The 24,972-nt window shown below is 42.2% G+C and carries 25 protein-coding genes; 10 read left to right on the top strand and 15 right to left on the bottom strand.

Annotation, left to right across the window (positions count from 1 at the left end; all coding sequences use genetic code 11):
- Positions 1–144: 144 nt before the first annotated feature.
- The gene (locus HWQ23_RS30890; protein WP_292837280.1) at positions 145–900 is read left to right on the top strand and encodes a hypothetical protein; all 756 of its coding nucleotides are present in this window, start codon (positions 145–147) and stop codon (positions 898–900) included.
- A gap of 397 nt (positions 901–1,297) precedes the next feature.
- Here the strand turns inward: HWQ23_RS30890 and HWQ23_RS30885 are convergent, their stop codons facing one another.
- The 5 genes from HWQ23_RS30885 to HWQ23_RS30865 form a co-directional block, all read right to left on the bottom strand.
- Positions 1,298–1,525 (bottom strand): DUF167 domain-containing protein, encoded by a 228-nt coding sequence (locus tag HWQ23_RS30885; RefSeq protein WP_292837278.1) that lies wholly within the window; start codon positions 1,523–1,525, stop codon positions 1,298–1,300.
- Positions 1,503–1,919, bottom strand: coding sequence for a ribosomal maturation YjgA family protein (locus tag HWQ23_RS30880; RefSeq protein ID WP_292837276.1), 417 nt, complete (start codon positions 1,917–1,919; stop codon positions 1,503–1,505). Before HWQ23_RS30880 ends, HWQ23_RS30885 begins: the two co-directional genes overlap by 23 nt.
- Positions 1,920–2,256: 337 nt before the next feature.
- Positions 2,257–2,808 (bottom strand): DUF2231 domain-containing protein, encoded by a 552-nt coding sequence (locus HWQ23_RS30875; RefSeq protein WP_292837274.1) that lies wholly within the window; start codon positions 2,806–2,808, stop codon positions 2,257–2,259.
- A gap of 34 nt (positions 2,809–2,842) precedes the next feature.
- Positions 2,843–3,583 carry an LmeA family phospholipid-binding protein gene (locus HWQ23_RS30870; RefSeq protein ID WP_292837272.1) on the bottom strand — a complete coding sequence of 247 codons (741 nt, stop codon included), beginning with the start codon at positions 3,581–3,583 and terminating at the stop codon, positions 2,843–2,845.
- Positions 3,584–3,970: 387 nt separating this feature from the next.
- Positions 3,971–4,546, bottom strand: coding sequence for a Uma2 family endonuclease (locus tag HWQ23_RS30865; protein ID WP_292837270.1), 576 nt, complete (start codon positions 4,544–4,546; stop codon positions 3,971–3,973).
- A 145-nt stretch (positions 4,547–4,691) separates the two neighbouring features.
- Between HWQ23_RS30865 and HWQ23_RS30860 the strand changes: the two genes are divergently transcribed.
- From HWQ23_RS30860 to HWQ23_RS30840, 5 genes are all read left to right on the top strand, one after another.
- Positions 4,692–5,282: an HD domain-containing protein gene (locus HWQ23_RS30860; RefSeq protein WP_292837268.1), complete on the top strand. Its 591-nt coding sequence runs from the start codon at positions 4,692–4,694 to the stop codon at positions 5,280–5,282.
- A gap of 161 nt (positions 5,283–5,443) precedes the next feature.
- A complete protein-coding gene (locus HWQ23_RS30855; RefSeq protein WP_292837266.1) occupies positions 5,444–5,980 on the top strand; it encodes a hypothetical protein in 537 nt (178 codons plus the stop codon).
- Between the two features lie 124 nt (positions 5,981–6,104).
- On the top strand, positions 6,105–6,263 hold the full coding sequence (locus tag HWQ23_RS30850; protein ID WP_292837264.1) for a hypothetical protein: 159 nt from the start codon (positions 6,105–6,107) through the stop codon (positions 6,261–6,263).
- A gap of 96 nt (positions 6,264–6,359) precedes the next feature.
- Positions 6,360–7,196: a CheR family methyltransferase gene (locus HWQ23_RS30845; RefSeq protein WP_292837262.1), complete on the top strand. Its 837-nt coding sequence runs from the start codon at positions 6,360–6,362 to the stop codon at positions 7,194–7,196.
- Positions 7,197–7,553: 357 nt separating this feature from the next.
- Positions 7,554–8,333 (top strand): hypothetical protein, encoded by a 780-nt coding sequence (locus tag HWQ23_RS30840; RefSeq protein WP_292837260.1) that lies wholly within the window; start codon positions 7,554–7,556, stop codon positions 8,331–8,333.
- A 143-nt stretch (positions 8,334–8,476) separates the two neighbouring features.
- Here the strand turns inward: HWQ23_RS30840 and HWQ23_RS30835 are convergent, their stop codons facing one another.
- The 5 genes from HWQ23_RS30835 to HWQ23_RS30815 all read right to left on the bottom strand — a co-directional run bounded on the left by HWQ23_RS30835 (position 8,477) and on the right by HWQ23_RS30815 (position 12,960).
- Positions 8,477–9,079 (bottom strand): cytochrome c oxidase subunit 3, encoded by a 603-nt coding sequence (locus tag HWQ23_RS30835; RefSeq protein ID WP_292837258.1) that lies wholly within the window; start codon positions 9,077–9,079, stop codon positions 8,477–8,479.
- Positions 9,080–9,176: 97 nt separating this feature from the next.
- The gene (ctaD, locus tag HWQ23_RS30830; protein ID WP_292837256.1) at positions 9,177–10,838 is read right to left on the bottom strand and encodes a cytochrome c oxidase subunit I; all 1,662 of its coding nucleotides are present in this window, start codon (positions 10,836–10,838) and stop codon (positions 9,177–9,179) included.
- Between the two features lie 13 nt (positions 10,839–10,851).
- Positions 10,852–11,772, bottom strand: coding sequence for a cytochrome c oxidase subunit II (locus tag HWQ23_RS30825; protein ID WP_292837415.1), 921 nt, complete (start codon positions 11,770–11,772; stop codon positions 10,852–10,854).
- Between the two features lie 73 nt (positions 11,773–11,845).
- Entirely contained in the window at positions 11,846–12,463 is a 618-nt protein-coding gene (locus HWQ23_RS30820) for a DUF2231 domain-containing protein (protein ID WP_292837254.1), read from the bottom strand.
- Positions 12,460–12,960 (bottom strand): DUF2231 domain-containing protein, encoded by a 501-nt coding sequence (locus HWQ23_RS30815; protein ID WP_292837252.1) that lies wholly within the window; start codon positions 12,958–12,960, stop codon positions 12,460–12,462. Before HWQ23_RS30815 ends, HWQ23_RS30820 begins: the two co-directional genes overlap by 4 nt.
- Positions 12,961–13,992: 1,032 nt before the next feature.
- Between HWQ23_RS30815 and HWQ23_RS30810 the strand changes: the two genes are divergently transcribed.
- Together HWQ23_RS30810 and HWQ23_RS30805 are read left to right on the top strand one after the other, a co-directional pair.
- Positions 13,993–14,565, top strand: coding sequence for a chemotaxis protein CheB (locus HWQ23_RS30810; protein ID WP_292837250.1), 573 nt, complete (start codon positions 13,993–13,995; stop codon positions 14,563–14,565).
- Between the two features lie 4 nt (positions 14,566–14,569).
- Positions 14,570–16,816 carry a hybrid sensor histidine kinase/response regulator gene (locus HWQ23_RS30805; RefSeq protein WP_292837248.1) on the top strand — a complete coding sequence of 749 codons (2,247 nt, stop codon included), beginning with the start codon at positions 14,570–14,572 and terminating at the stop codon, positions 16,814–16,816.
- 168 nt (positions 16,817–16,984) lie between these two features.
- Here the strand turns inward: HWQ23_RS30805 and HWQ23_RS30800 are convergent, their stop codons facing one another.
- Positions 16,985–18,142, bottom strand: a complete 1,158-nt coding sequence (locus HWQ23_RS30800) for an extracellular solute-binding protein (RefSeq protein WP_292837246.1) — start codon at positions 18,140–18,142, stop codon at positions 16,985–16,987.
- A gap of 355 nt (positions 18,143–18,497) precedes the next feature.
- On the opposite strand from HWQ23_RS30800, the gene HWQ23_RS30795 reads away from it, so the two are divergent.
- Positions 18,498–18,866: a hypothetical protein gene (locus tag HWQ23_RS30795; RefSeq protein ID WP_292837244.1), complete on the top strand. Its 369-nt coding sequence runs from the start codon at positions 18,498–18,500 to the stop codon at positions 18,864–18,866.
- 342 nt (positions 18,867–19,208) lie between these two features.
- Complete coding sequence (locus HWQ23_RS30790) at positions 19,209–21,170, top strand: di-heme oxidoredictase family protein (RefSeq protein ID WP_292837242.1); 1,962 nt, start codon at positions 19,209–19,211, stop codon at positions 21,168–21,170.
- A gap of 133 nt (positions 21,171–21,303) precedes the next feature.
- Here the strand turns inward: HWQ23_RS30790 and HWQ23_RS30785 are convergent, their stop codons facing one another.
- The 4 genes from HWQ23_RS30785 to HWQ23_RS30770 form a co-directional block, all read right to left on the bottom strand.
- Complete coding sequence (locus HWQ23_RS30785) at positions 21,304–21,450, bottom strand: PEP-CTERM sorting domain-containing protein (protein ID WP_292837240.1); 147 nt, start codon at positions 21,448–21,450, stop codon at positions 21,304–21,306.
- A gap of 44 nt (positions 21,451–21,494) precedes the next feature.
- Positions 21,495–22,628: an RNA-guided endonuclease InsQ/TnpB family protein gene (locus tag HWQ23_RS30780; protein WP_334883169.1), complete on the bottom strand. Its 1,134-nt coding sequence runs from the start codon at positions 22,626–22,628 to the stop codon at positions 21,495–21,497.
- Between the two features lie 249 nt (positions 22,629–22,877).
- The gene (locus tag HWQ23_RS30775) at positions 22,878–24,104 is read right to left on the bottom strand and encodes a nicotinate-nucleotide--dimethylbenzimidazole phosphoribosyltransferase (protein ID WP_292837411.1); all 1,227 of its coding nucleotides are present in this window, start codon (positions 24,102–24,104) and stop codon (positions 22,878–22,880) included.
- Positions 24,105–24,230: 126 nt separating this feature from the next.
- Entirely contained in the window at positions 24,231–24,968 is a 738-nt protein-coding gene (locus HWQ23_RS30770) for a DUF2232 domain-containing protein (protein WP_292837238.1), read from the bottom strand.
- Positions 24,969–24,972 lie beyond the last annotated feature (4 nt).

The raw sequence follows: 24,972 nt of genomic DNA, 5'->3' as shown, positions 1-24,972 counted from the left end.
TGCACTTCTTTGCATGGATGTATTGGCTGGTTCTCCGTATTTACTTATCTTTACATAGGTTTATTTTTTCGTACCTGCCTACTTATAAGTTAGTATTACTGGTAACTACAATATTTTAGATTCTGCATTTTATTTCAGGGATTTATGAGCTATCAGCAGCAGGTCAGCAGAAAAAGTAACAGCAATCCTGATACTTCAATACACAATACTCAAAAGGTTAAGGACTCTAACGCAGCCCTAACACAGCAATATAATATAGAAAATCAACAATATCAACAGGATAGGTTTGAAGCTACAAAACTAAAAATTCAATCCAAAAATAACAAAAATAATATGGTTACACCACAACAACAAGAAAGATCGACTGTTTTACAAACAAAAAAAACTGACTTATGGCGGAGTTCTCTAGAAAAAGCTGACCGTTACGGTCATCACCTAGCAAATGTTTCTGTAAATAGTTCTTATGTATCATCACAGCAACCGATTCAAGCAAAGTTTGAATGCACTGTACCAGCCAAGAATCTAGTATTACAACTGGCACCCAAGAATCAACCGACCGCCAACGAGTCAGTACAAGGCTTGAAAGATGATGTTGATTGGGCAATGAACTTGTTGGGAAATGAGGCGTCTCCCACCCACAATAATTTGGATACAGCTATTAATATAATGAAGAAATCAATTGGATATCGAGAAGTATCGGCACTTAACCATGGAGGAGCTAATCCAGGACATGCCGTTCGGATTGAAAAGGAGAAAACTGCCTTGAGGAACTTAGAGGTGGCGCTTATAGCTAAAGGTCAACGACCCAGTGCCGCACCACGGTTTTCCGGTCCAGCACCAACAACAGATCCGAACGCAAGTCCATTGGGAAGTGCAACATGGGCGGCAAAGAAGAAGTAGGATGTAGTCCGACATTATTTGCACGTTCGGGCAGGCATCGCCTTCAGGAAAGTGACGCCTTTAGTGTATTAGTAATTAGACCTCTTGCAAAAGTCAAACACCTGCCCGGAAATAAATTTCCTTTTCTTATAGCTCAAGTCGGTTCAAACCGACTAATGACAGTATTTTTAGTCCGTTTCAACGGAGTTTTGCTATTAGCCAGGGACTCAAGTCCCTGGCGGTTCAAGTATTTTTGCAAGAGGTTTATTAGTTAAAGCCTTTACTTCTTGATAAAAATTCGGTTTTGCGAGTTTCTGTTTCTCATTTCTTGGCTTTGGCAGAGGATGTATTGGGTGGGATATAGGCTCACATTCAGGAGACAGATAGAGTTTTCTTAGAATGTGTTACTAAACAGCAATTAAATATCTGTATCAATTTCTATCAGCTTTTGCCGGGAGGACAAACCTGATTTAATTCTGATATGAGATTTGGGTAGATCAAATTTCTCTGCTAATAGTTTAATTAACTCTTGATTCGCCTTACCATCGACTGGGGGCGATTTTAAATACACAGTTAAACTGCCATCAGGTTGTTCTTCAATCTTTTGCTGTTTTGAATTAGGTTTAACCTTGACTTTTTTTTGCATAACCTATTCCGTGTAATTGTCGCAGCCACAACCAACCTAAAACAGAACCCAATACATAATGAGGAAAATCCCACCAAACAAAGGTAGTACCAAGTAACAATTTACCTATCAAGGTGGCGCGAATTTCCTCTAAGAGTGGCGGATGCCAAAGTTGCAAGAATTCTAGTATACAGGTGATGACAAAAACCCATATAGGAATTTGGATTACCGCCGCCCGACTTCTGAAAAACCAAAATGCGAACAGACACCAAAATATTTCGTAAAATACAGCTGCTCCGTAGTCATTAAACCACTCATGGGCAGGCCCAGTGTAGTATTTAAACAAAAAGCCCATCGGTACAACGATGAGCGCAGAAAGAATAATAAATATTGTTTGGTTACGATTTGGGCGCATTTTCTCAGGGCTAAAGACTAAGCAAAATCTTAGCCTCTGTACTGCTCTTTCTTAATAATTCGTAATTTTGGATTTTAATTACCAATTACTTCCGACTTACGAATGGAAAACCTGAAACATCGTTTGCGTAGCGCATTCCCCCCTTAAAAAGCTACGGTGTACACAAGGCTTTGGTGAGGCAATTTACGGTTAAGTCTCATAGCCCCTGAGATACCTCACCCTGGTTTTACTAGGTAAAACCTGTCCCTCTCCTTACTAAGGAGAGGGATGTCTGATAGGACTCTTTGAGGTTTTGGAAGATTTTTGGGCGATCTCTTGTGCGTAAGTGCTAACTTCGTTATGGATATCTTCTGCTACCAGCACCCACTACACCGATTTTGTGGCGATAGGAGAGTTCGGCACCGAACCACCCGGAAGCGCTAGTCAGCGTACCAACAAGGAGCGAGATTAACAGTCCCCAAGGTAGTATTCGGGACTCAGCGTCGCCCAAACGCAGGAGAAAGTTGACGAGTGATAAAACTAGGATAGAAACATTAAGTATCAAATGCACCCAACCGGCGGTACGCTTGCGAACTCGTTCAATTTTCAAAAAGTCGCTCAGACCGGTTCCTGCTGCGACTAAGCCTAGACCTAATCCGAGTCCGATTAACCATAGCGAAGCCCTAGCCCAAAAGAAATCATGAGTTAACCAGTAACCGACGTCACTTCCCAAGGCTGCGGCTAAAAAGGCGATGGGAAAGATTACAGTCAGGGGATGTAGGGGATGTCCTGCGATCGCAACTGTGCTAGGTACGCCAGTATCAAGATACTCACTATCGTTACTTTCAATAACTGGTGGAATATTTGGGAAAGGTGTTGAACCTGTTTGCGTTGTGTCTGTAGTTTCCATTATTAGTATCCTAAATTTCTTAGTGTACTATATTTTAAGCTGAAGGAATTTTTTCAACATAAGCTTCAGCTTGTAGGGTTAGTTTACCTACTTCTACTTTTAATTGGTTAACTTGCAGGCTGATTCCTTCTAAATCGAAGTTACTCAAATTCAGAATTTCGCTAGTTTGATCTATCAAAGCTTTTGTCAACTCTGGCGATATTTCCTCACTTTCGCCATACTCGACATTTTCCAAAGTAACTGTTTTTCCATTGCCGCTGATCCTGGGAACTGCGGAAAAAGCAACTTGCTGATTTTCACCAGTTTCTACTAATTTAATGCTGGCATTTAGTGCTACTTTCCCATCGCCAGGTAGTCGAAAGTCTACATGTTGAGGTTCAATAGTCCTGAGTTCCCCGTTAACGTGGATTTTTTGGCTTTGCAGTTGCGATCGCACATATTCTGAGTTAAAGGCGCGATTGATATCAGCTTCGGTTAACACAACCTGTGCATTAGCTTCAGTAGGTTTAGTGAGTTCAATTTTGCCAAAAGCCACACTCAGAGGATTGATGGCAACACTAGTCATTTGCATTTGCAATTCCTCCATGCGGAGGTCTTTCTGCATAACCAAGCCTTGACCTTCAATCGTCACTGCATCCACCTCACCCTGAACCAGTTTCAGAGGATCGGTTTTGATGTCTACATCTAAATTTTCTACTTCATCTAATTGGCTAGATAATCCTATTTCTGCCGCTTTATTCAGAGCCTGCTCTCCTAATCCAGGACTGTCTGCCATTATTAAATTAACTCCTATTCAAATAGCATAATTCTTTAATAAAGTTAACAAATTACCACCTGTATTTTATCTACCTGACGATGGAATATAGATTTAAATCTTGTCTATCTAAAAGTAGAATTAAAATATTTATAATAATCAAAATTTTTGCTTTTGTATTCAGAGTTTTTAAGGCGTAGATGCAGAATAGCTTGTCCTCAGATATCACTCAAAAGAAAGATTGAATATATTGAATTTAGTAGTTATATTGCTTGTTTAGGAACTTTCGCTGAAATCTGATTAATAAAAAAAGTTCGCAGCCTACTTTAGAATCAAATTTTGGTTTGGCGCATGATCAGATAAGATTAGTATAAAATGCGTAGGTGTAGCCAGCCGTAAGCATCGCTTTTACAATAATTTTTTCAAAGCCAAGGTAAACCCAGGCACAACATCTTCACCGCTCAAGATTGCCGTAGCTGGATATTGAGTAATTGAACCATCCCGGCGATAGACTAAAGCTTGTTGATTTTTACTATCAATTAACCATCCTAATTGAACACCATTAGTAATATATTCTTCCATCTTCGCTTTGAGTTTTCCCAAACTATCATTTTTAGAACGAATTTCAATTACAAAGTCGGGTGCTAAATTAATAAATTTGTCTTCTTCTTCATCCCAACCTTCTGGCAAACGTCCTTTAGCCACAAAAGCAGCATCAGGTGCTCTGACAGCAGTATTTGCTAATCTAAAACCAGTACTTGAACTAAAAACTTCACCTAAATCCTGACTTTCTACCCAATTCAACAAATAGGCTCCTGCTTTTATTTCTCGATTACCAGAAATTCCACCAGTTGGGGGCATAGTTTCTAAGGTTCCATTAGCATTGCGTTCAAAGCGCAGTTCTGGATTTTGCGAACTCATCAGCATTAATTCTTCATCAGTGACAGTATATAAAGACTGCACCGTTATTTTTTCGCTGGTCATGATCACGCCATAGTAAGCTTGATAGATATTTCAATTTTAGCTCTGTAGCCCTCTCATCCTTTGCGACCTCGAAGCCTGGAGCGGTTTGTTATAGAATTGACAGAAATCCTTTATGAGGTGGAGTTCTCTTAACTCATTTTATACAATGCTCTCAGAACGTTTTACCGCAGCCCTCACCTACGCCACTCAACTGCACGCCAACCAAGTTCGTAAAGGTTCAGGTGTCCCTTACGTTGCCCATTTATTAGGTGTGGCTAGTATTGCTTTAGAATACGGGGCAAATGAAGATGAAGCGATCGCAGCCCTCTTACACGATGCGATCGAAGACCAAGGTGGCGCCGCAACACGAGAAGAAATTCGCCGCCGCTTTGGTGACAATGTAACAGCAATTGTAGATGGTTGTACTGACGCTGATACAACTCCCAAACCGCCTTGGCGACAGCGCAAGGAGGCATACATTGCTCATATTCCTAGCGCTTCCCCATCAATTTTGCTCGTGTCATTAGCAGATAAACTTTACAACGCCCAATCTATTCTCAAAGATTATCGCGTTTTGGGCGAATCAGTTTGGGAACGTTTTCAGGGGCGTAAAGAAGGTACTCTTTGGTATTATCGGGCGCTTGTGGATGCCTTCAGAAAGACTGAAACCACTGTAATTATTGAGGAATTAGAACGGGTTGTTGCACAGATTGAGGTATTAGCATCTCAAGAAAAAATTTTATTTACCCAGAAGTAGATAAAAGATTCATGGGAACTAGACAAATAGCCTTTTTACAGAGACGATATAATCATGTGTCTCACAAGCAAATTTTGGCTTTTAGGTTCTCTCTCTAGATAAAAAATCTTTCTCTCGGTAGATAGGTGTACTTACATGATTATGGCTGCTATGTTACCAATATGACGATAGTAAGACAAAACACCCTAAATCCAACCGTAAGTCCTTCAGGAAGCCCTCCAGAAAACTTGGCAGAAAAGTATATGGAAGCAGAGCGGATGCATGATGTTCTGCTTTTACTGCAAAACTTGATTAACAGTGAAGAAGCCACTGTGAAACTAATTCTGGATTGTCTCTATGATGTTGGTTCAGTCAATCTGATCAATCAAAAGCTTCGCTTGAAACCCTTAAATAGGGTGATGAAATTAATTGCCCGAATGTCCAAACCAGTTTTTAGAACCTTAGCTTTAAATTGGTTTAAAAAGAACTGTCCCCAACTGATTACTACTTGGCTACATACGAAAGTTTCTTTTGAAAATCCCCAAAATACACCCCAACCAGTACCTATCGAAGTTGTACAACTTGAACCATATTCCATACCACAGAAAGAAAGTCTGAGCCAAGAGATTAAAAATCTACGCTCTCAAGTCAGATTGCTAGCTGGGATTTCAATAACAGCGATCGGTATTTTAGTAGTAAGAGCCACTTGGTTAAACTGAAACCTATAAGTAGCACCGTGAGCAAATTTAATTGATTCAGCAAGCTATTTTAGGCGTAAAATCTACTTGAGTTTTACAGCAATCTGAAATTGTTTGTAAACATATTCTCTATTTCTTTCTTCTGGTGCCTCCACTGCGCGTAGCTTACTTATCCATAGAAGTAGGCGATTATTGTGATGATTTTTCCTTTATGACCTATCTGGGATTGCTATATAATCAATTATTAATTGATGCTAACGAGCAACTAAATTTAGTTATGGAAATTACCCAAAGTCCGGCATGATTATTTCAAAAAGCCCATTTATACCTGGGGTAATAATTATGAATTATGAATTATGAATTATGAATTATGAATTATGAATTATGAATTATAAATATTATGCCTTTGCCCAAACCGACCTTGGAGGACATCGAAATACATCTGCTCTTGGAAGGGCTGTATCAATACTACGGTTATGATTTTCGTGATTATGCTCTTTCCTCACTCAAGCGCCGCATTCAGGGGTTCATGCAATTAGAAGGGTTAGCAAATGTCTCTGCATTGCAAGAGCAGTTACTCCACAATCGTGCCTATTTGGAAAGATTTTTGCTTGCTCTGACGGTGAATGTCACATCAATGTTTCGTGATCCCAGCTTTTATAACACCTTCAGAAATCAAGTTATCCCCTTCTTACAAACCTATCCGTTTATTCGCATCTGGCACGCTGGATGCTCGACCGGTGAAGAAGTCTACTCAATGGCAATTTTACTGCAAGAAGAAGGACTTTACCACCGTTGCCGCATATATGCCACTGATATGAATGAGAAGGTATTACAAAATGCCAAAAGTGGTATTTTTTCTTTGAAACTAATGCAAGAATATACTCACCTTTATCTGAAAGCAGGCGGCAAGAAGTCTTTTTCAGAATATTATACAGCAGCTTATGATAACGCTATTTTTCGAGCATCTCTAAGAGAAAATGTTGTTTTTGCCCAGCATAATTTAGCAACTGACAGTTCTTTTAATGAGTTTAATGTCATCCTTTGCCGTAACGTCCTCATATATTTCAATCAGGTACTTCAAAAGCGGGTACACGAACTGTTTTATAATAGCCTTTGCACCTTTGGCATCTTGGGTTTAGGACGACAAGAATCTATCAGGTTCACCCCTTATGAGCAGTACTATGAAGAGATAATTAAGGGTGAGAAAATATATAAGAAAATTGCAGGTGCTTAAAATCTAGACCGTTTGAACCACTAGATGAACGTGATTGAACGTGAGTTCGACAAACCTCTCCCTGCTTTTACTACGCTTTCACCTGTCCCTCTCCGACTCAAAGAGGGACAGACTTGAACTTTAATTCAAGGCAGGGAGAGGTCTTTTGATTTAGGTGGATTTAACCGTAAAGATAGAGTGAGTGTAACTAAAAGTGTATTCAAATTAGCACTAAGTATTTTCCAGAAAAAATATTATGAGTAAAGTTACGATCGCTGTCAAAAGACAGTCTGTCAAACATTTTTAATTGTGTTCAGAAGACAGATACAGCGATCGCTTAAGGTAAATTACAGATTAAAGTCTTAAAGGAGATTGTCGATGCAACTTCTCGAATGTCCTCCTGTTGCAGTCATTGCTGGAGAAAATGCGGTTCAGGTTTCTCAACTACCTTCTACATGGCAAGACATTGCTAGAGGAAGCGCGAGTGTTGGACTTGACCATCCCCAAAGCTATGTTGAGATGGCACAGTTGTTCTTATATAAATTAGAGCATGGTGATGTTGACTTGTTTAGCGATCGCCCCCAACTAGCTCACTTGATACCGTCATTCTCGCAGCTATTTGCACAACTGGCATGGGAAACTCTAGAGTTTTTTGGGCAAGACTTTCTCAAACACAGCTATCCGAACTTTGCAGAAATTCTCCGTGATGTGGAATCAAAGGGAATCGAGTTCGCTGATGAAGTAAAAGTGGCTCGCATTGGTATAGATTTATTTAATGAGTTTGGTTGTGAACTACCAGCCAGCTTCTATCATGTGCATCTAGCACCAATTTACCGCGATCATGTTTTTGAAGAACGCGCCTTACGATTTGATCAGCGCGATATCGAACACAAACGCGCTTGGGATGCGATACTCCATGCAGGTAAGGTGTTTGCTATCCAGATGAAGGTGCAAAGTATTGCTTCTAAATACGGTTTTACTTATCAACACGGCTGCGGTTGCAACTCTCACCTATCTTCCATTGATGTATCTCGTGGCGCGTTTGAATATGAATTGAGTCCCGAAAAGCGTCAGCGATGGCTTCGCAGTTTCATTTGGACTGCTTGGTATGAGTATGCCTTCTTTGCGATCGTGCCAAATACGAGTTATTTAGTCTAATACCAATTTGAAAAAAGAATGGGACAAATACCATTTGTAGAGACGCGATTCATCGCGTCTTTACCCAAGGATGTGTTGCAATCATTAATTGAATTGGAATAAAGAGAAATAAGTAGAGGGAGAAGTTACTCCCTCATTCTTATTTATTGCCAAACATAGATGAGGATAAACAAAATAATCCAGATAATATCGACGAAATGCCAGAACAACGAAGTCGCATTCACGCCGAAGTGACCTGTGTCGTAATTGCCAGGAATGAACGATCGCACTAAAATTATCAACTGTAACAGGATACCTGTGAAAACGTGCAAACCGTGGAAACCTGTTAGTAGATAGAATGTACTACCAAATACCCCTGATGTGAACCCAAAAGCGAGGCCGTTCCATTCAATCGCCTGTCCAACTAAAAAGTAAGTTCCCATCGCCATTGTTGCCAACAGAAACAGGCGATATTTCACTAAGTCATGACGTTGAAGGGCGCGCTCTGCTAAGTAAATCACAAAGCTACTGGCAACAAGAATTACTGTGTTGATTGCCGGTTCTTTTACTTCTAGTCCAGTAACACCAGCTGGTAGCCAGTTAGGGGTTGTTGTTTTGTAGATCGCATATCCGGCGAAAAAACTCAGGAAAATGACGCTTTCTGAGAGGAGGAAGACGATGAAGCCAAACATCTTGTTGCCTTCTTCGTCGTGGGTATGTTCTGCGCCTGTGTGGTGCAATTCATGGGGATTGATATAAGTGTCCATTTTGCTGTTAGTTTGAGGGGAATTTGAAACGCAGAGGAACGCAAAGGGAAGCGCAGAGGGACGCGGAGGGTTTTTGCGTCTTCCCGATAGTTTGCGTTTATTCTGGGAGGTTGGCTGTTAAGGGTTCTGATTTGCCGTAGCCGTAGGGTTCGGAGATGATGATCGGGATTTCTTCAAAGTTTTCTACTGGGGGGGGTGAAGAAACTAACCACTCTAATCCAATTGCCCGCCAAGGATTAGCAGGTGCTTTCTCGCCTTGCATCCAAGAAATTACCATGTTGAATATGAAGGGCAAGGTGGACATTCCTAAGAGAAATCCACCGAGGCTAGCGATGACATTCCAGAATTGATACTCTGGGGCGTAGGAAGCAACTCGGCGTAGCATTCCTTGCAATCCTAATGGGTGCATGGGCAAAAAGTTGAGGTTGGTGCCAATGAAGGCTAACCAGAAGTGGATTTTACCCCAGCTTTCGGAGTACATCCGCCCGGTCATTTTGGGGAACCAGTGATAGATGGCAGCGAATAAGCCCATCGTCACGGTGCCGTAAAGGACGTAGTGGAAGTGTCCCACTACAAAGTAGGTATTGTTAACGTGGACATCAACGGGCACGGAGGAAAGCATAATGCCTGTGATGCCGGCGAAGACAAACATGATTAATCCGCCCAAGGCAAATAGCATCGGGGTATTTAGCCGCAGTTTACCGCCCCAAATAGTTGCTACCCAGGCAAATACTTTAATTCCTGTGGGTACAGACACGCACATTGTCGTCAGCATGAAAATCAACCGCATCAAGCCTGATGTACCACTGACGTACATGTGGTGTACCCAAACAATGCCGCTCACTGCTGCAATCAAGATGGATGAAATAGCAACTACTTTGTAACCAAATAAAGGTTTACGTGAATAAACTGGGAAGATTTCTGAGAAAATCGCAAAGACAGGCAGAATGATCACGTAAACCGCGGGGTGGGAGTAGAACCAGAAGTAATGCTGGAACATAACTGGATTGCCACCCTTGGCGGGGTCGAAAAAGGCGGTGCCAACAGTGAGGTCGAGTAGCAACATCACTGCACCAGCTGTCAGTGCAGGTAGTCCGAATAGCTGGATAATCTGGGCGCTAAACACTCCCCAGACAAACAAGGGCATCCGAAAGAAGCCCATTCCTGGGGCCCGCATCTTCACGATTGTGGTGACAAAGTTCACTGCCCCCATAATTGAGGATACGCCGGATATTGCCACCGCTAAGAGCCAGATAACTTGACCATTAATTAAGTTACCTGTGGGATTCTGGAGACTGACTGGCGGGTAAGACCACCAACCGGCTTGGGCTGGGCCACCAGGGACAAAGAAGCTACCCATCATCAGAATTCCGACTACTGGCACCATCCAAAAGGCGACGGCGTTAAGGCGGGGAAATGCCATATCTCGCGCCCCAATCATCAGTGGCACTAGATAGTTGGCAAAACCAACGAGGGAGGGAAATGTCCACAAAAACAGCATCACGGTGCCGTGCATGGTGAACATCCCGTTATAGACGGTGCGATCGACTAAATCTGATTCGGGTGTCATCAGTTCTCCCCGCATCACCATCGCAAAGATTCCGCCGACGAGAAAGAAGAAGAAGGAGGTAACGAGATACTGAATACCAATTACCTTGTGGTCAGTACTAAAGCTGAAGTATTCTTTCCAGTTACTTGGAGATTCGTGGTTAGGCTTCTCATTAGGTAGAAGAATGCCTTCAATAGGAACATTAGTCATGGTTACTTTCCTTTCAACCAGGTGAATTGACTAGAGTCGGTGCAGCAGGTGGAACTGTAACCCAACCAGTTTGGACTGATTGATTGGATGTTTGGGCATACTCAGAAGCCGCTTGATTCTTTGCTGGGGATGGCTTTTGGGTTGCAGCTTGGGCCAGCCACTGCTGATAATCTTCAGGAGATTCGACGACTACATTCGCCTGCATCGTCGCAAAGTATGTGCCGCTATATTGGGAATCGGTCAATCGGTATTGTCCGGGGCGGATAGGAGTAAATTCAAAGTCGATCGCATGGTTGGGAATAATATCCTGCTTGAGGCGAAATGCAGGAATATAGAAGCCGTGTAGAACATCTTGCGATCGCAGCGCTAAACGTATCCGGCGATCGCTCGGTAAATGCAATTCCGTACTGGTAATATCTTTTTCGGGGTAATGAAAAACCCACGCCCACTGTTTAGCTAGTACGTCGATTTTCTCAACGGATTCTGCTATAGCTGGTACATCTTTTGGTTCTGCATGAGCCGATTGCATTGCTAGCGGATTATGCAAGTGAACTAATTCTGATGGGCCTTGAATTCCCATTTGTTCGTAAACTTGATAGCTGTAACCCCCAATCCAAAACACCAAAAGAATTGGGATTGCTGTCCAGACAACTTCTAAGGTGACATTGCCATGAATTGGAGGGCCGTCGGTGAAGTCATCTTTGACTGCCCGATGGAAAATAACAGAATACATCAGAGTACTTGTTACTCCCAAGAAGATGAAAGCACCGAGGGTTACTAAGAAGCTAATCAAATCATCAATTAGTAGGGATTCGGCTGCTGCTTGCGGAGGAAGCCAAAAGTAAGCTTGTTTGCCGATCCAGAGACTACTAATAGTCACTGCGATCGCGCCTGTAAGCAGCGTCAAAATACTTAAAATCTTTTGGATTTTCATGGTCATTAGTTATTGGTCATTGGTCATTGGTCGATGGTTAGTAACTTTAAACAAAGGAATTTTGACAAATGACTTATTTGAGTGTTGTGTTGAGGTCTTGGTGCGATCGCAGCAAATTATCTGCTGTATTGTGTACGCCAAACTCAGCAGCCATTTGCGCCCCTAGTGTCCCGTGGACGTACAGAATGAACATGATTGCTATGCCTGCAAACAGATAGATCCATTGCACTTCTCTATCTGTCTGTTTATATTCTTGTTTGGCCCAAACGAAGCGCTGCCATGCTCTCCAGATGGTCAGGACAACAATCAGCGCTAATAAGAACACACCACCTACACCATGCCAAAGCATAGTTTCCATTGCCTGCAATCCCCAGGCACTTTTCATATCAGCTGCTGGTGTTGCCAACAGCATTTCGTAAAAGCCTGCTGCCACTGTGAAAAATGTGATGATGCTCGCAGCTAGCATGTTGTACCAGCCAACATCAAATAAGTTCTCACGTTCCACAGTAATTGCTAAAAATTTGAAGACCCATTTTTCAAAGGGGAACAGAACACCAACAATATCAAAGGTCATCCCAATGATGAACAAACCTATTGTCAGATGGACTAAGTTGGGATGAATGGGAATTGTGTAAGGTAATCCGTTTGCGCCTAGAGAGCCGCTCAATTGGTCAATTAATTCTGAGTTCATCGCAACAGACCATCCTTTACTGCTTCCACTACTGGCACTGTATGCAATCCATACACCCAAACAAGTTCATCTCCGAGATATACCTGCAAGCCAATTATCAAAGTCAAAATTAACCCGGCTCCCAAATAATAAATTGGTACTTTTTGCGGGTTGCGGGCACGAATTACATAACGCCAAGCTGTAATTGCCGTGATGATTCCCGAAAGTGACCAACCAATCAGCGTATGCAAATTCAGCACCGATTTAGCGAGGCTGTAAGGTTGTGCTAAACCCGCTTCAAACTGACCAAAAATGATCGCGACGAAGATGGCGATCGTGGCAACTACCATATTCCACCAACTCACCTCAAAAAGACTGGCTTTACCAGTAAAATAGCCAACTACATCGCAGAAAAAGGAAAACAATACCATCGCAATTACGAAGTGGACAACGATGGGATGAATCGTATCTGGATAGGGTAAATTGTGGTCGTTCAAAGATGTCAAATACTCAAGCATTGTATTCTCCTGGACATATCTACCGCACTTTGGTCAATCAATGCAAGGATTTTGGATTGCCAATTTTGGATTTTAGATTTATTCCGCCCCTGACGAGAGATAAACCAGAAGACCCTAATCCCAAATCTAAAATCCCAAATCTAAAATCGCTAGTCAAACTTCAATGATTCATGGATACTCACTAACATCACCACAAGTATCCATCCATAATTGACCAGAATCTGTTCAATATCTGCGCGGTGCAATACGCTTAATCATCTCTTAGCTTTTTGTAGACAAATATAGTAAACTTGCCTACATTGAATAAATTTGCTTGCGATTAATTTTTTCATACCAATAGTCTGCAACAGCAATTTTTGATGTAGCTAAACCAAATCGCTGTCGTTTGTTGATTTGCTTAACCTATCTTTTAGCTTAGGTAAATTTTTATGAATTGTCAAAACAATAAAGATTAAACTTTTAAAAGTCAATTATTTAGCAAATAAATATTTTCACAATGTATCGATTCTGTCATTAATGGAGATTTTAAAAAGCCTAAATATAATATTTAGATGTCAGGTAATTTACAATGATAAAATATTTAATTGTAATGCAAATGACAAAAATATTTAAAGAAGTCGTTCAAAGAAGTACAGTTTTGTAACGGGGATAAAGACAAGAGCCACAAAACTTAAAGCCGTCCTAGAAGGGCAGGGTTTTAGACCCATCTTTTTGATAATTTTGAGTATTTGGTATAAAAGCGAATCAAGGCAAGTTAGTAGCTGTGGTAGAACTGGAGAATGCTGAAAGAATGTTTATAAGCCATCAAGTCACACTAAGAAGATTGGAAAGTCTCAATTCATACTAGCCCTGGCGACTAGAAGTCGCGGCTATACAAACAAAACCCACCTCCGTGGGTTAAAAACCCTTGATTTTATCTTTAGTCCGCGGAGGTGATGAGAGTTTACGTAGTAAAGAATTACACTATTACAATACTTTTCAAACATCCTCTAAGATTAAAACCCACATTCTACAGGTGTGAAGACTAAACAAGTGTCATTTAAAATTGTGGTGATTGGTACTTCTTTGGGCGGATTATCAGCATTAAAAATTATCCTGGGGAACTTACCAGCAGACTTCCTAGTGCCGATCGCGATTGTGCAACACCGTCACAAGGAGTCTAACAATACACTCCTGGAGTTATTACAAGAATCCGCTTTGTTGCCGATTCGAGAAGTGGAAGACAAAGACGAAATACTATCAGGACATATCTACCTAGCTCCAGCAGATTATCACTTGCTGGTTGAACTAGATCACTTTGCTCTCTCGACTGATCAGCCTGTTTCCTATGCCAGGCCATCTATTGATGTGTTGTTTGAGTCAGCAGCCGATGTCTACAATGAGGAAGTCATCGGTGTAATATTGACAGGAGCAAATCAAGATGGTGTGCAAGGTCTTAAGAAAATAAAAGCACGGGGAGGGCTTACGATTGTACAGGAACCGGCCACAGCCCAGAGCGATATTATGCCAGAAGCAGCAATTTCTGCTGTTGCAGTAGACTGGATTTTGACACTCTCAAACATTGCTTCCCAAATGGTCAAGCTTTGTCACTCATCACGGAAATAAACCCATGCAGATGGAACCCAAAGTAAACATCCTCCTAGTGGATGATAAACTAGAAAATTTGCTAGCACTAGAAGCAATCCTAGAAAAACTAGGGGAGAATCTGGTGAGAGCTACTTCTGGGGAAGAAGCTTTGAGGTGTCTGCTGCATCAAGACTTTGCAGTAATTTTGCTGGATGTGCAAATGCCAGGGATGGATGGCTTTGAAACTGCAACCTTGATTCGCAATCGGGGGCGATCGCGTCACACTCCAATTATCTTTCTCACCGCTTTTAGCACCAGCGACCAAATGCTATTTAAAGGCTATGCCTTGGGTGCAGTTGATTATTTGCTCAAACCATTAGACCCTAATATTTTGACTTCTAAAGTCACAGTATTTGTAGAACTATTTAAGAAAACAGAAGCCGTCAAGCAACAAGCAGCGCAGCTGGTAGCTGTGAATGCAGAACTCAGGCAAAGTGAAGAACGATTGCGATCGCTGAGTACCTGTTCACCCGTTGGCATTTTTGAAATTGATACTGAAGGAGGCTGTAGGTATACTAATCCTCGGTATCAGGCAATTTGTGGCTTGAAAGCGGCAGAGAGTTTAGAAAAGAGATGGCTAGAATCTGTTCATCCAGAAGATAGAGAACGAGCAGTTACTAGTTGGTCTGTGTACATTTGTCAAGGTCACGACTACTCTGAAGAGTTTCGGTTTCAAACAGCTCACGGTAGCATCCGTTGGGTTCAGGTTCGCTCATCACCGATGCTTTCTGGTCAAGGAGAATTGCTGGGATATGTAGGCACCCTGGAAGATATTACTGAACGCAAACAAGCAGAAGAAGTCCGCGCTCAAGTGATTCGAGAACAGACGGCAAGACAGGAAGCAGAAGCAGCAAATCGGATGAAAGATGAGTTTCTCGCCGTTCTCTCCCATGAACTCCGCACACCCCTAACCTCAATGCTGGGCTGGTCAAAAATCCTCCGCTCGAAGAAACTTGACGACAAAGCCACTTCCCGCGCCTTGGAAGCGATCGAACGCAATGCTACATCTCAGATGCAACTAATTGAGGATATCTTAGATGTATCCCGGATTATCCGTGGTCAACTGCGGTTAAATGTCGCTGCGGTGAATCTGATCTCAGTGATGGAAGCAGCCTTAGAAGCAGTGCGTCCCCTTGCAGAACCAAAAGATATTAAGTTAAATACTGTCCTGGATACTTCGATAGGGTCAGTTTATGGCGATCCAGCCCGTTTACAGCAAGTTGTCTGGAACCTACTAACTAATGCGATTAAGTTTACCCCTAAGGGTGGCAGAGTAGAAGTCAGGCTATCTGCCCATTTTGGATTTTTGATTTCAGACTTTCCTGCGGAACCCTACGCGAACGGCGTGAGCGCTCAGTCGAAAGATTTTGGATTGGGTTCTGCTGGTAAAAATTTCGATTCAAACACTGATGAAAGCAGTAATCTAAAATCCGTCGTGGAAAGTTCTGATGGTCGGGAGCCGAGCCTCAGACTTCCCGCAAAATCTCAAAATCTAAAATCTCAGTACGCCCAAATTGAAGTTATCGATACGGGTATTGGCATCAGTTCCGAGTTTTTACCCAAAGTATTTGAGCGTTTCCGGCAAGCAGACAGTACCACAACGCGATCGCACAATGGACTAGGACTCGGACTAGCCATAGTTCGCCATCTAGTGGAACTGCACAAAGGTACAATTTTTGCCCAAAGTTTAGGCACAGGACAAGGAGCAACCTTTACTGTGAGACTGCCACTGCTACAAGATAATAGGGGTAGCAGGTGGAATGGACAAGCAGCAGGAGAAATTTCTTCCCCTGTGGCTTCGATGCCCCTTGCTGGATTAAGAGTTTTAATTGTAGATGATGAAGCAGATACCCGTAACTTTCTCAGTTTTATGTTTGAGGAGTATGGGGCAGTTACCACTGCGGTAGCATCAGTTGAGGAAGCGCTAGCAGTAGTTGAACAAGCAAAACCAGATATCCTGATTAGCGACATCGGCATGTCAGAGCAAGATGGTTATACGCTGATTCGGAAACTGCGCTCTTTGGAACCAGAAAAAGGCGGACGGATTCCGGCGATCGCTTTAACAGCATACACGCGAGAGGAAGACCGCCTAGAAGCGCTAAGAGCAGGATTTCAGCAGCATTTATCTAAGCCAATTGACCCCACTAAATTGATTGCTATGGTTGTGAATGTATTAAACGAAGAAGAATTCAAAATTCAGAATTCAGCAATCTTTGAGTGGGGGATTTAGCTCAAAGTGCGGTCTTCTCCCTACAGCCATTCTTTTAACGCTCATTCTACCGTAGGCGCTAGCCACGCGCGTGAGGGAGAACGGGAGACGCTAAAAGCGATCGCCCGACTCGTATATAATACCTTTCCCGTATTCTGAATTCTGACTCCTGAATTCTGAATTCTGATATTAAACCTTAATTTTGGCGAATAAAGACTCGTATTGTTTTATTGCTAATGGAGGTAAGGGAAGCAAAAATTCACTTTTATTGAAAACTTTGCGATCGCTCTCCAACAGACTCCATAATGGTTCTTGGATATCGGAAGCGGCAATATTTGTAGAAATTGGCGAATTACTTTTGGTCAGCACCGATATTTGTTTAGCTGTGCTTGATTGCCAACAAAAATCAATCCATTGATCTGATAAAGTACTCGTAGTAATACCTGCCGGACGTACCCACAAGTCTGCCCAGATTGCTGTTCCTGACTGAGGGATAACTGCGGCAAGTTCGGGATAACGTCCTAGAGCTGGCAGTACATCGCTTGACCAACCAACGGCTAGCCAAGTGTCTCCCATAATTAGAGGTTCCAAGTAGTTATTGGAACTGTAGAACTTCACCTGTTGATTTAATGTCTGTAATTCCTTTTCCAAGTCTGGTACTTGTTCAAGATTCTCTGTATTGTAAGATTTTCCTAGCTTCTTTAAAACCAGACCAATAACTTCTCGTGGTTGATTAAGTAAAGAAATGTGCTGCTGCATTCCATCGCGCCACAAATCACTCCAATCTTTGGGTGTCCATCCCAATTTTCGCAATTTGTCACGGTTATAAACAATCACCGTGCTACCCCACCGATAAGGCGCACCCCAGACCTTTCCTTGAGTGTCCAAGTTACCTTCGTCGTTACGCACTACCAGTTTCTTCCACCTTTCATCTAAAGCAGACCACTGCTTTAATTGGTTTCCCTCTAACTCTTGGAGTGGTTGAATCAATTTCTGCTCAATAGCTGCTTTTAGCCAGTAATCTCCCAATGTCATTAGGTCTACGTCAGCCGTTTTTTGACCTTGCCTAAAGGGTATAAAGCGGCTCCATCCCTGCTCATCGGTGGCTTTTGGTTTCTGCTGCCAATTTTGTAATTGCTGAAATAAATCCTGTATCTGTTCGACTGGAGCAAACTTTAACTGCACCTGGTGCTGCAAACCTTTGTGGAACTGATTCACCACCTGACCAGGTATAGAACCTTTTAATAACTGTACTTTTAGTTGCGTCTGCTTGTTTCCACCACAGCCAAAAAGCAGTTGTGAAAGTGCCAATGTACTTGTACCTAGCAAAAAAGTCCGTCGATCCATTGATTTGGGATTTGAGATTTTTGATTATACCTAATATTAAGCAGAGATTCATCAGAGGCTGACTAGCTGAAAAACTGGAGTTGGAAAATTATCGGTATTTTCTGTTGGTAATACCGATAAATCTGAGATTTGACTCAAATTAGGGAGTTTTTCGGCAAATCACTACCTAAAGATGAATTTTTCTCCATAAATTTCCTTAGTGGTACTTATAGTAAATCTTTACTTGTATTTAGAAATAATCATTTAAATGTCACATTTGCACCAAAAATTATCAATACTTAAATAATCCCTAAGTATAGTTAAGGTTGCAAGTAAATTGAATAACATAGAGAAAATGTACGGATAAAGGTATTAAATGGAGCCATTACAGCAGCAGATCCTGACTTTAAGCAAAAAACTGGATGCCCTCTGCCAAGTGATTGAGCAGCTTGATAGTAAAGTCACTCAAGCTTTCTCAGAGTGTTCTTTAGCGAATACACAAGCAAAAGATAATTATCAGGAAAATAGCGCAGTTGGTGGCTACCAGTTCAGACGTAACAATTTAAATCCAGAAATGGAACACAAGGATGTCTTGATAGATGGCATTTATCTAGATATGCATCGTCAAGGTGGAGATAACATAACACCAGAAATTCAAATACAACGACTGACAGCGCAATTAACAGCAGCATACAATCGCATTGCTGCTTTAGAAGAACAATTACTCAAAGAGAGAATTCATTAAATTTAGCCTGAGTTAAACGAATTAAAAAATGGCTGGAGGTAGCGAAAGCAAGCCTTTAGGTTCAATGTCGAGCGATCGCTTTATGGGCAGATATAATATAAGTATAAACAACTAATTAAGCGATCAAATTGATAAAAAATTAAACACACTATTACATATATTTACGTAAGAGTGTGATATACCTACCTATAGGCTTTTAGTCACTACCTCACAATGAAACAAAAAAACAAGAACCCTAAGACTAGTGTCTTTAGGATATTGTATAGTTCAAAAAACAAGATTTTCTTATTAATCTGCGTTTTTATCATTAGTGTTTTTGGCATCTTGTTATCAAATTGGTTGATGACAAGCCAAACAGCTTTCGCAAAAATTGACTTTTTGCAACCTGCTCCGACTCAACCGCTAGGCTATTACGACTATTTCGGCAAACTGCTGAGTCCTCAAGAAGCATCACAACTAGTTGTAAATAAGGGACTCGATCCTAATAACCCCATTTCCTATCAACGGGTAGGAGCAGTTAAAATTACTCAGGAATTAATCGCGCAAGGTGAAAATATATTCTTTAACCGTAAGATTGGCGACACATTTGGTTTGCAAGGCGTATTCGGTCTTGGGCAAGGCTCTGCTATTCTTGCAGAAGAATATGCTAGAGCAATTTATAATTTGCAAGGTCAGCCAACGAACAACTTACAAATTACCCTCTTGAAGGATATCCCCTTAGGTAGCCGGACTTTTATCAAAGGAACTGTGATTAATACAGGCTTAAAAGTGGACAAGGGAGGAAATATTGTAGGAAGTGCGCCTAATGGTGACTTTACCTGTGCAATTTGTCATGTAACTCTTTCCAAAGAAGGTAAACGTCTTCCGGGAGTCCCGAATAGCGAAATTGCCTTTCCCCTTTTTCTTGCCTTAGCGCCAAATTCAGCGGCTGCGTTTGCACGCGCAAAATTCAACCCCCTAGACCCACAATACCAAGGTAATGGCAAAACTATTATTGACAGTAAAGGTAATGTAGTAAGATTACCAGATCCTGAAAAATTTGAAAAAGCTTTTGATGATGCCTTATTAGGTTTACCTTTTGGTAATTTTGAGAGTTCACCAGATGGCATTAATAACACCACCCAAATTCCCAGTTTATTCACATTTAAGAATCAGCCTTATGGTGCAGATGGAACTTCGGCTGTTGGTCCCTTTGCTGGACTGACTTCTCTCACCAGCGCTGTCCATTCTTCAGAAATTAACTTGTTGGCAGCTGCTCAATTAAGTTCAAAAACTCTTGGTATTGACCCAGAAGTTTATATTGGTACATTTCTTCAGAATGCTGCCGTTCCAAGCCTACGTTTACCAGAAGGAGTGACACTAAAACCCTCGGAGTGGCTACGCAAAGTGATTGCACCGAATCCTATACAAGCAGAATTAGAAGACCAAATTCCTGCTCCTGGCACAGGAACTTATCCAAATCTGCAAGTCAATCTATTTACAAGCAACGGTTTGATTTTCAGCCCGAATAGTGGAAAGTCGGGCGATATTGCCAGTGGCTCTTTCTTATTTGCTGACAACGCTATGTCTGCTTTCCAAAATAGCTTAGTACCACCTGCTAACCAGACTTCGGACAACTGGCAAGCGTTGAACAGCAATTCTGTTAAACGTGGCGCAAAAATATTTGAGAAAGCCAATTGTGCAACTTGCCATATTCCACCCTTCTTTACTGACAACAAAGTTCATCCAATTGATGAAATTCGTACTAACCCAGCCCGTGCCCAGTCTCACTTGGCGCTGAATAAATTGTTAGTACCACCCAAGCTATACACTTTTAACACTCCTGTTCCCATACCTGCGAATGCTGAAGTGCTGGATTTACCAACGCAGGGTATTTCCGATACTCCCACAACTCTACCCAAAGGTATATTGCCAAAAGGCGGTTATAAAACTGCTTCCTTGCGTGGTCTTTATGTAAGCGCACCATATTTGCATGATGGTGGTGCAGCAGTACGGGCAGGAAGCCTAAAAGTTGACTCAAATGGTAGTTTCACAGTTGTTAACAAGAGTGGCTTAGGGCTTTCTGGCACTCTAAGCCTTGGTATACCCGCCGATGCAGCTAGCAGCTTGCGTGCCTTGCTTGATCGTGATCTTCGTGCCTTAGTTGTGAAAGCCAACAAAGCTAACCCTAGTTTAGTGCGTAGTAACCTTGATGGCACAGGTCATTACTTCTACGTAGATAGACAGGCTGGGTTTAATTCCAACCAGCAAACAGACCTGATTAACTTCTTGCTGGCACTTGATGACAATCCTGGAAGTTTTTAATAAACTTACGGCTGATATCCTATGTTAATACCAAGTCCTCTAGTGATATATCATGAAGGCGACTTGGTATTACTGTAAGAGTAAGATGGCAAGCGGATTCTAACGCAATCTAGATCGGAGATCCACTATGAACCTACAGATAAATCCCTTTGTGGGGCTTCTTCTCAAAAGCTACTGCTTGCTTTCGCTTTGTCCACCAGCCAAAACCAAGAGCAAGCAATGAGCCAGTTACTGTGTAGGGTTCGGGAACAGGACGTGGTATAACAGTGACATACTCCACACACTCCCCTTTCTTTCTTGAGTGTGGGCTTCTCAGCGACTCCTCTATGAGGACATTGACTGAGCTTTAAGATCGTGCGTCCCACGGTTCTTTATGTTTATAGCGGCGTTTAAATCCCTACACAAGCTCGTATGACATACGGGACAATTGTGAATCCTTTGAGATAGCGGCTTTATTACCTTAGTACCACAACTAGAGCATTCTTGACTGGTTCCGTTAGGGTTTACAGCTATTACTTTCAAACCAGCATTTTCGGCTTTGTTTGAAAGTATTGAAATAAATTGTCCCCAAGCTGCATCGTTCACACTTTTAGCCAGTCTAGATAAGCCAAGTCCTTTGATATTTAATTTCTCAACAGCTACTACGTCGTATTTATTCAGAAGAGTTTTAGCTGTTTTAAAATGAAAGTCTTTTCTAGTATCAGCAACTTTTTTGTGCTGAATACCTAATTTTTTAATAGCTTTCTTACGGCGATTAGACCCTTTTTTTCTTCTAGAAACACGACGCTGCGCTGACTTTAATTTACGTTCAGTATGCTTTAAAAACTTTGGCGCAGCAATTCTAGTATTATCAGATGCTACATAGAAATCTATTAAACCAACGTCAATACCAACAATATTATCAGCATCGAAATCAGGTTTAGTAGTTGGAACTGTTTTATCATCAAGACTTAAAGTGACATAATAGCCATCTGCTTTTTTAGTGACAGATACAGTTTTAATATCAAAGCAGTCTGGTATTTGACGATGAACAATCACCTTTACATCACCTATTTTTGATAGCGTAATTTTACTGGCAGTAAAATAATGGTGCTTAAACTGAGGGAAAGTGAATGTTTTATATTGCCCCACGCCTTTAAATCTAGGTCTACCAGATTTCTTCCCCTTAATATCACCTTTTAACCATCGTTCAAAAGTTATTTCAACTTTCTTGGGGACTTCCTGTAGCACTTGAGAGTGAATCTCTTTGTACCAAGGTCTATCTATTTTAAGTTGGGTCAGTGATGCTTTTTGACTGTAATAGTTAGGCTTATCTTTTAGTTCTGGCAAATAACAAATTAAGGGACATCTATCGATTGGACATTTATTCTGTTCATACCAGTCAAATCTCTGAGCAAGCAGATAGTTGTACTGATATCTCAACATTTCAAGTGTTTTATCAATCTTTTCAGCTTGCAGTTCAAATTGCTAGAAAGAAGCTCTGACGCACAGATATACAGATAAGTTAGGAGCTTCTGGCTTCCTGAGATCAAAAGTTCGGGAGACACGCAGATGCAATTTGAATGACGATTAGCTTATTAACTATTAATTTGCCTAAGTACGGCTTTGGTAAAATTGTACCGAATTGAGGGTTAAAATTTAAACCCATAACTTTACGCGCCTTCCCGCAGGTAGGAGCGCAGAGTTATGCAGAGAATTCGCTACAAATCAATGAGATGCTGTACTTAGCCGTTCAAGTTGGGCTTCAATGGCTGCCAAAAGTTGGTGTTGCTGCCAATCTTGGCTAAGATGGGCGGCTATGCAAGCGGCTCCAGCACCCATACCTTCTTTGACAAAACCCTGCTCATAAGCTCTCAGTTGGGGGTAACGAGAATCAGCAAAGCTCAGATGAGTTGCTAATAGGGGAGGGGTTCTTCCACTCTGAGTTAAGCTGCCTTTTCCTAAGCTGAGGGCTAAGTCAACTGTAGCCCCAGTAGGGTCTTCTGCCACCCAGCGAGTTGTGCCTACAACTACTGCTTCTGGTCGCCATGATAAAGTGTAAACTTGAGCGATCGCACTGATCAGCGCATAAACTGCCAGCATTTGCGTCCCACCAGCCAGCATTACACCACAACTACGACTAGCTGCGATCGCCATCCCAGCTACCACCACTTGCATGGGATCACCCACAGCAGCGACAAGTTTTAGAGGATCTATAGAATTTTTGATTTTAGGTCGCACCTTTGGTGCGCTTTCAGCGCAACTTGGATTTTGGATTGGAGATTGGAAGTTTATCTCCCTGTGTTCGCTGCTTTCGATCATCTTCTCCAGCCCAGATTGCACTAGTGCCCACTTTTGCGCGTGGTTACAAACAGGGTGGCTACTGTTAACTTTTCCGGCAGCTTCTATACCCAAACCAGTTAAGATTGCCAGGGCAGTTGTAGTGCCTCCGACGACGCACTCACCGACAATCAGATATCCCTGTTGGATATTGGCAGCAAGGCGTTCTCCCCAAAGTAGCCCTTGTTTAAACAAGTGGTGTACCGTTGTGATTTCCATAGCAGCACCTCCACTTAAACACTTAGCAGGAGCGCCACCCAAATCAATTACTGGTACAGCAGGAGGCTGGGGTAAACCAGCATTAAACAAATGAACTGGTATCTTGAGTGACTCAAATACAGCGCGAGAAATCAGCACAGGCGAAGCCCCAGCCGCTAATGGTGGTAGGGGATATTGGGCTTTATGTTCCGGGCCGTAATACAAAAACTCGGCATCAGCACAAGCGGTATATTTCCGATCTTCTGGAGTGCGACCAGCCGCCGAAATTCCTGGAATTAAACCAGTTTCAGTAAATCCTAAAACACAAGCAAATACGGGTAGATAACCACGATACCGTCGCAGCCATTCTTCACCCTGTTCTTTTTGGGTATAAATACGAATTTGGGCATTGGGCATTGGGCATTGGGCATGGGACATTGGGCATGGGGCATGGGGCATTGGGCATGGGGCATGGGTGATTAGTTAGGACTCATCATTTAACCAAAGACTAATGACAAATGACTAATGACAAATAACAAATGACTATCCTTCATAATCCATCAGGACTTCCACCCAGCGTGGTGCACGAGGAATAGGGTTGCCCAGGCGGTCAAAAAGGAACCATGCTGCTAGGTGTACCACAAAAAGGTAGATAAAGTTGTTGAGTACAATTAGAGCGATCGCTCCCACTTGAATCAAAAACACACTGGGACTCGCCAACAAACTCAAGCTAAAAAATACCCACTCAATGAACTCAGTCACCTGGGTAATCACATAAATCCACAGGTCTTCACCCGACAAAACAGACAGCAACCACAGCCGAAAAAAGACTCCCAAAGTACCCAACAGCGTACCCAAGGTGATAGAAACAATCCAGGGAACACGACGATACCACGTCGCTCCTAAAAGCACGCCCATGAACCCGTAGGGCATGACAAACAGCAAACTGCGGGCTGGCCCCATCAGTACCGTCAGCAGTAACCCGGAGGTGAGTGCTGCCATCCATGCCGCACGTTTGCCCCAACGCAGATAAACTAGAGCGATCGGCACCGGAAAAAATATCCGCAAAACTGGGCCTAAGGGAAAGTAGAAATTAATAAACCAAATTAAGCTAGCGGTACTGGCTAAAAATGCCGTTTCCACCATCCTCAAAGGCGCATCAGCCTTGAGTTGAGGAGGCATTAACTGCTGTTCTTTGTCTAACCAATGATTGTGGGGAGTTGGAGATTCAGGGGATGGATCTTCCTCCGGCTGATCTGGCAGAGAATCTAAAATACTCATATTT

It is taken from the genome of Nostoc sp. JL33 (assembly GCF_017114985.1).
Classification (GTDB): Bacteria; Cyanobacteriota; Cyanobacteriia; order Cyanobacteriales; family Nostocaceae; genus Nostoc.
This window is presented reverse-complemented; position numbering and strand designations above follow the sequence as displayed.

Bases quoted from the DNA above. Each gene is read 5' to 3' on its own strand.
- HWQ23_RS30770 (WP_292837238.1), bottom strand. From the start codon at position 24,968: ATGAGTATTTTAGATTCTCTGCCAGATCAGCCGGAGGAAGATCCATCC.
- HWQ23_RS30795 (WP_292837244.1), top strand. From the start codon at position 18,498: ATGGAGCCATTACAGCAGCAGATCCTGACTTTAAGCAAAAAACTGGAT.
- HWQ23_RS30840 (WP_292837260.1), top strand. From the start codon at position 7,554: ATGCAACTTCTCGAATGTCCTCCTGTTGCAGTCATTGCTGGAGAAAAT.
- HWQ23_RS30885 (WP_292837278.1), bottom strand. From the start codon at position 1,525: ATGCAAAAAAAAGTCAAGGTTAAACCTAATTCAAAACAGCAAAAGATT.
- HWQ23_RS30805 (WP_292837248.1), top strand. From the start codon at position 14,570: ATGCAGATGGAACCCAAAGTAAACATCCTCCTAGTGGATGATAAACTA.
- HWQ23_RS30790 (WP_292837242.1), top strand. From the start codon at position 19,209: ATGACAAGCCAAACAGCTTTCGCAAAAATTGACTTTTTGCAACCTGCT.
- HWQ23_RS30820 (WP_292837254.1), bottom strand. From the start codon at position 12,463: ATGAACTCAGAATTAATTGACCAATTGAGCGGCTCTCTAGGCGCAAAC.
- HWQ23_RS30875 (WP_292837274.1), bottom strand. From the start codon at position 2,808: ATGGAAACTACAGACACAACGCAAACAGGTTCAACACCTTTCCCAAAT.
- HWQ23_RS30825 (WP_292837415.1), bottom strand. From the start codon at position 11,772: ATGAAAATCCAAAAGATTTTAAGTATTTTGACGCTGCTTACAGGCGCG.
- HWQ23_RS30775 (WP_292837411.1), bottom strand. From the start codon at position 24,104: ATGCCCAATGCCCAAATTCGTATTTATACCCAAAAAGAACAGGGTGAA.
- HWQ23_RS30855 (WP_292837266.1), top strand. From the start codon at position 5,444: ATGACGATAGTAAGACAAAACACCCTAAATCCAACCGTAAGTCCTTCA.
- HWQ23_RS30870 (WP_292837272.1), bottom strand. From the start codon at position 3,583: ATGGCAGACAGTCCTGGATTAGGAGAGCAGGCTCTGAATAAAGCGGCA.
- HWQ23_RS30815 (WP_292837252.1), bottom strand. From the start codon at position 12,960: ATGCTTGAGTATTTGACATCTTTGAACGACCACAATTTACCCTATCCA.
- HWQ23_RS30890 (WP_292837280.1), top strand. From the start codon at position 145: ATGAGCTATCAGCAGCAGGTCAGCAGAAAAAGTAACAGCAATCCTGAT.
- HWQ23_RS30845 (WP_292837262.1), top strand. From the start codon at position 6,360: ATGCCTTTGCCCAAACCGACCTTGGAGGACATCGAAATACATCTGCTC.
- HWQ23_RS30880 (WP_292837276.1), bottom strand. From the start codon at position 1,919: ATGCGCCCAAATCGTAACCAAACAATATTTATTATTCTTTCTGCGCTC.
- ctaD (WP_292837256.1), bottom strand. From the start codon at position 10,838: ATGACTAATGTTCCTATTGAAGGCATTCTTCTACCTAATGAGAAGCCT.
- HWQ23_RS30860 (WP_292837268.1), top strand. From the start codon at position 4,692: ATGCTCTCAGAACGTTTTACCGCAGCCCTCACCTACGCCACTCAACTG.
- HWQ23_RS30865 (WP_292837270.1), bottom strand. From the start codon at position 4,546: ATGACCAGCGAAAAAATAACGGTGCAGTCTTTATATACTGTCACTGAT.
- HWQ23_RS30835 (WP_292837258.1), bottom strand. From the start codon at position 9,079: ATGGACACTTATATCAATCCCCATGAATTGCACCACACAGGCGCAGAA.
- HWQ23_RS30800 (WP_292837246.1), bottom strand. From the start codon at position 18,142: ATGGATCGACGGACTTTTTTGCTAGGTACAAGTACATTGGCACTTTCA.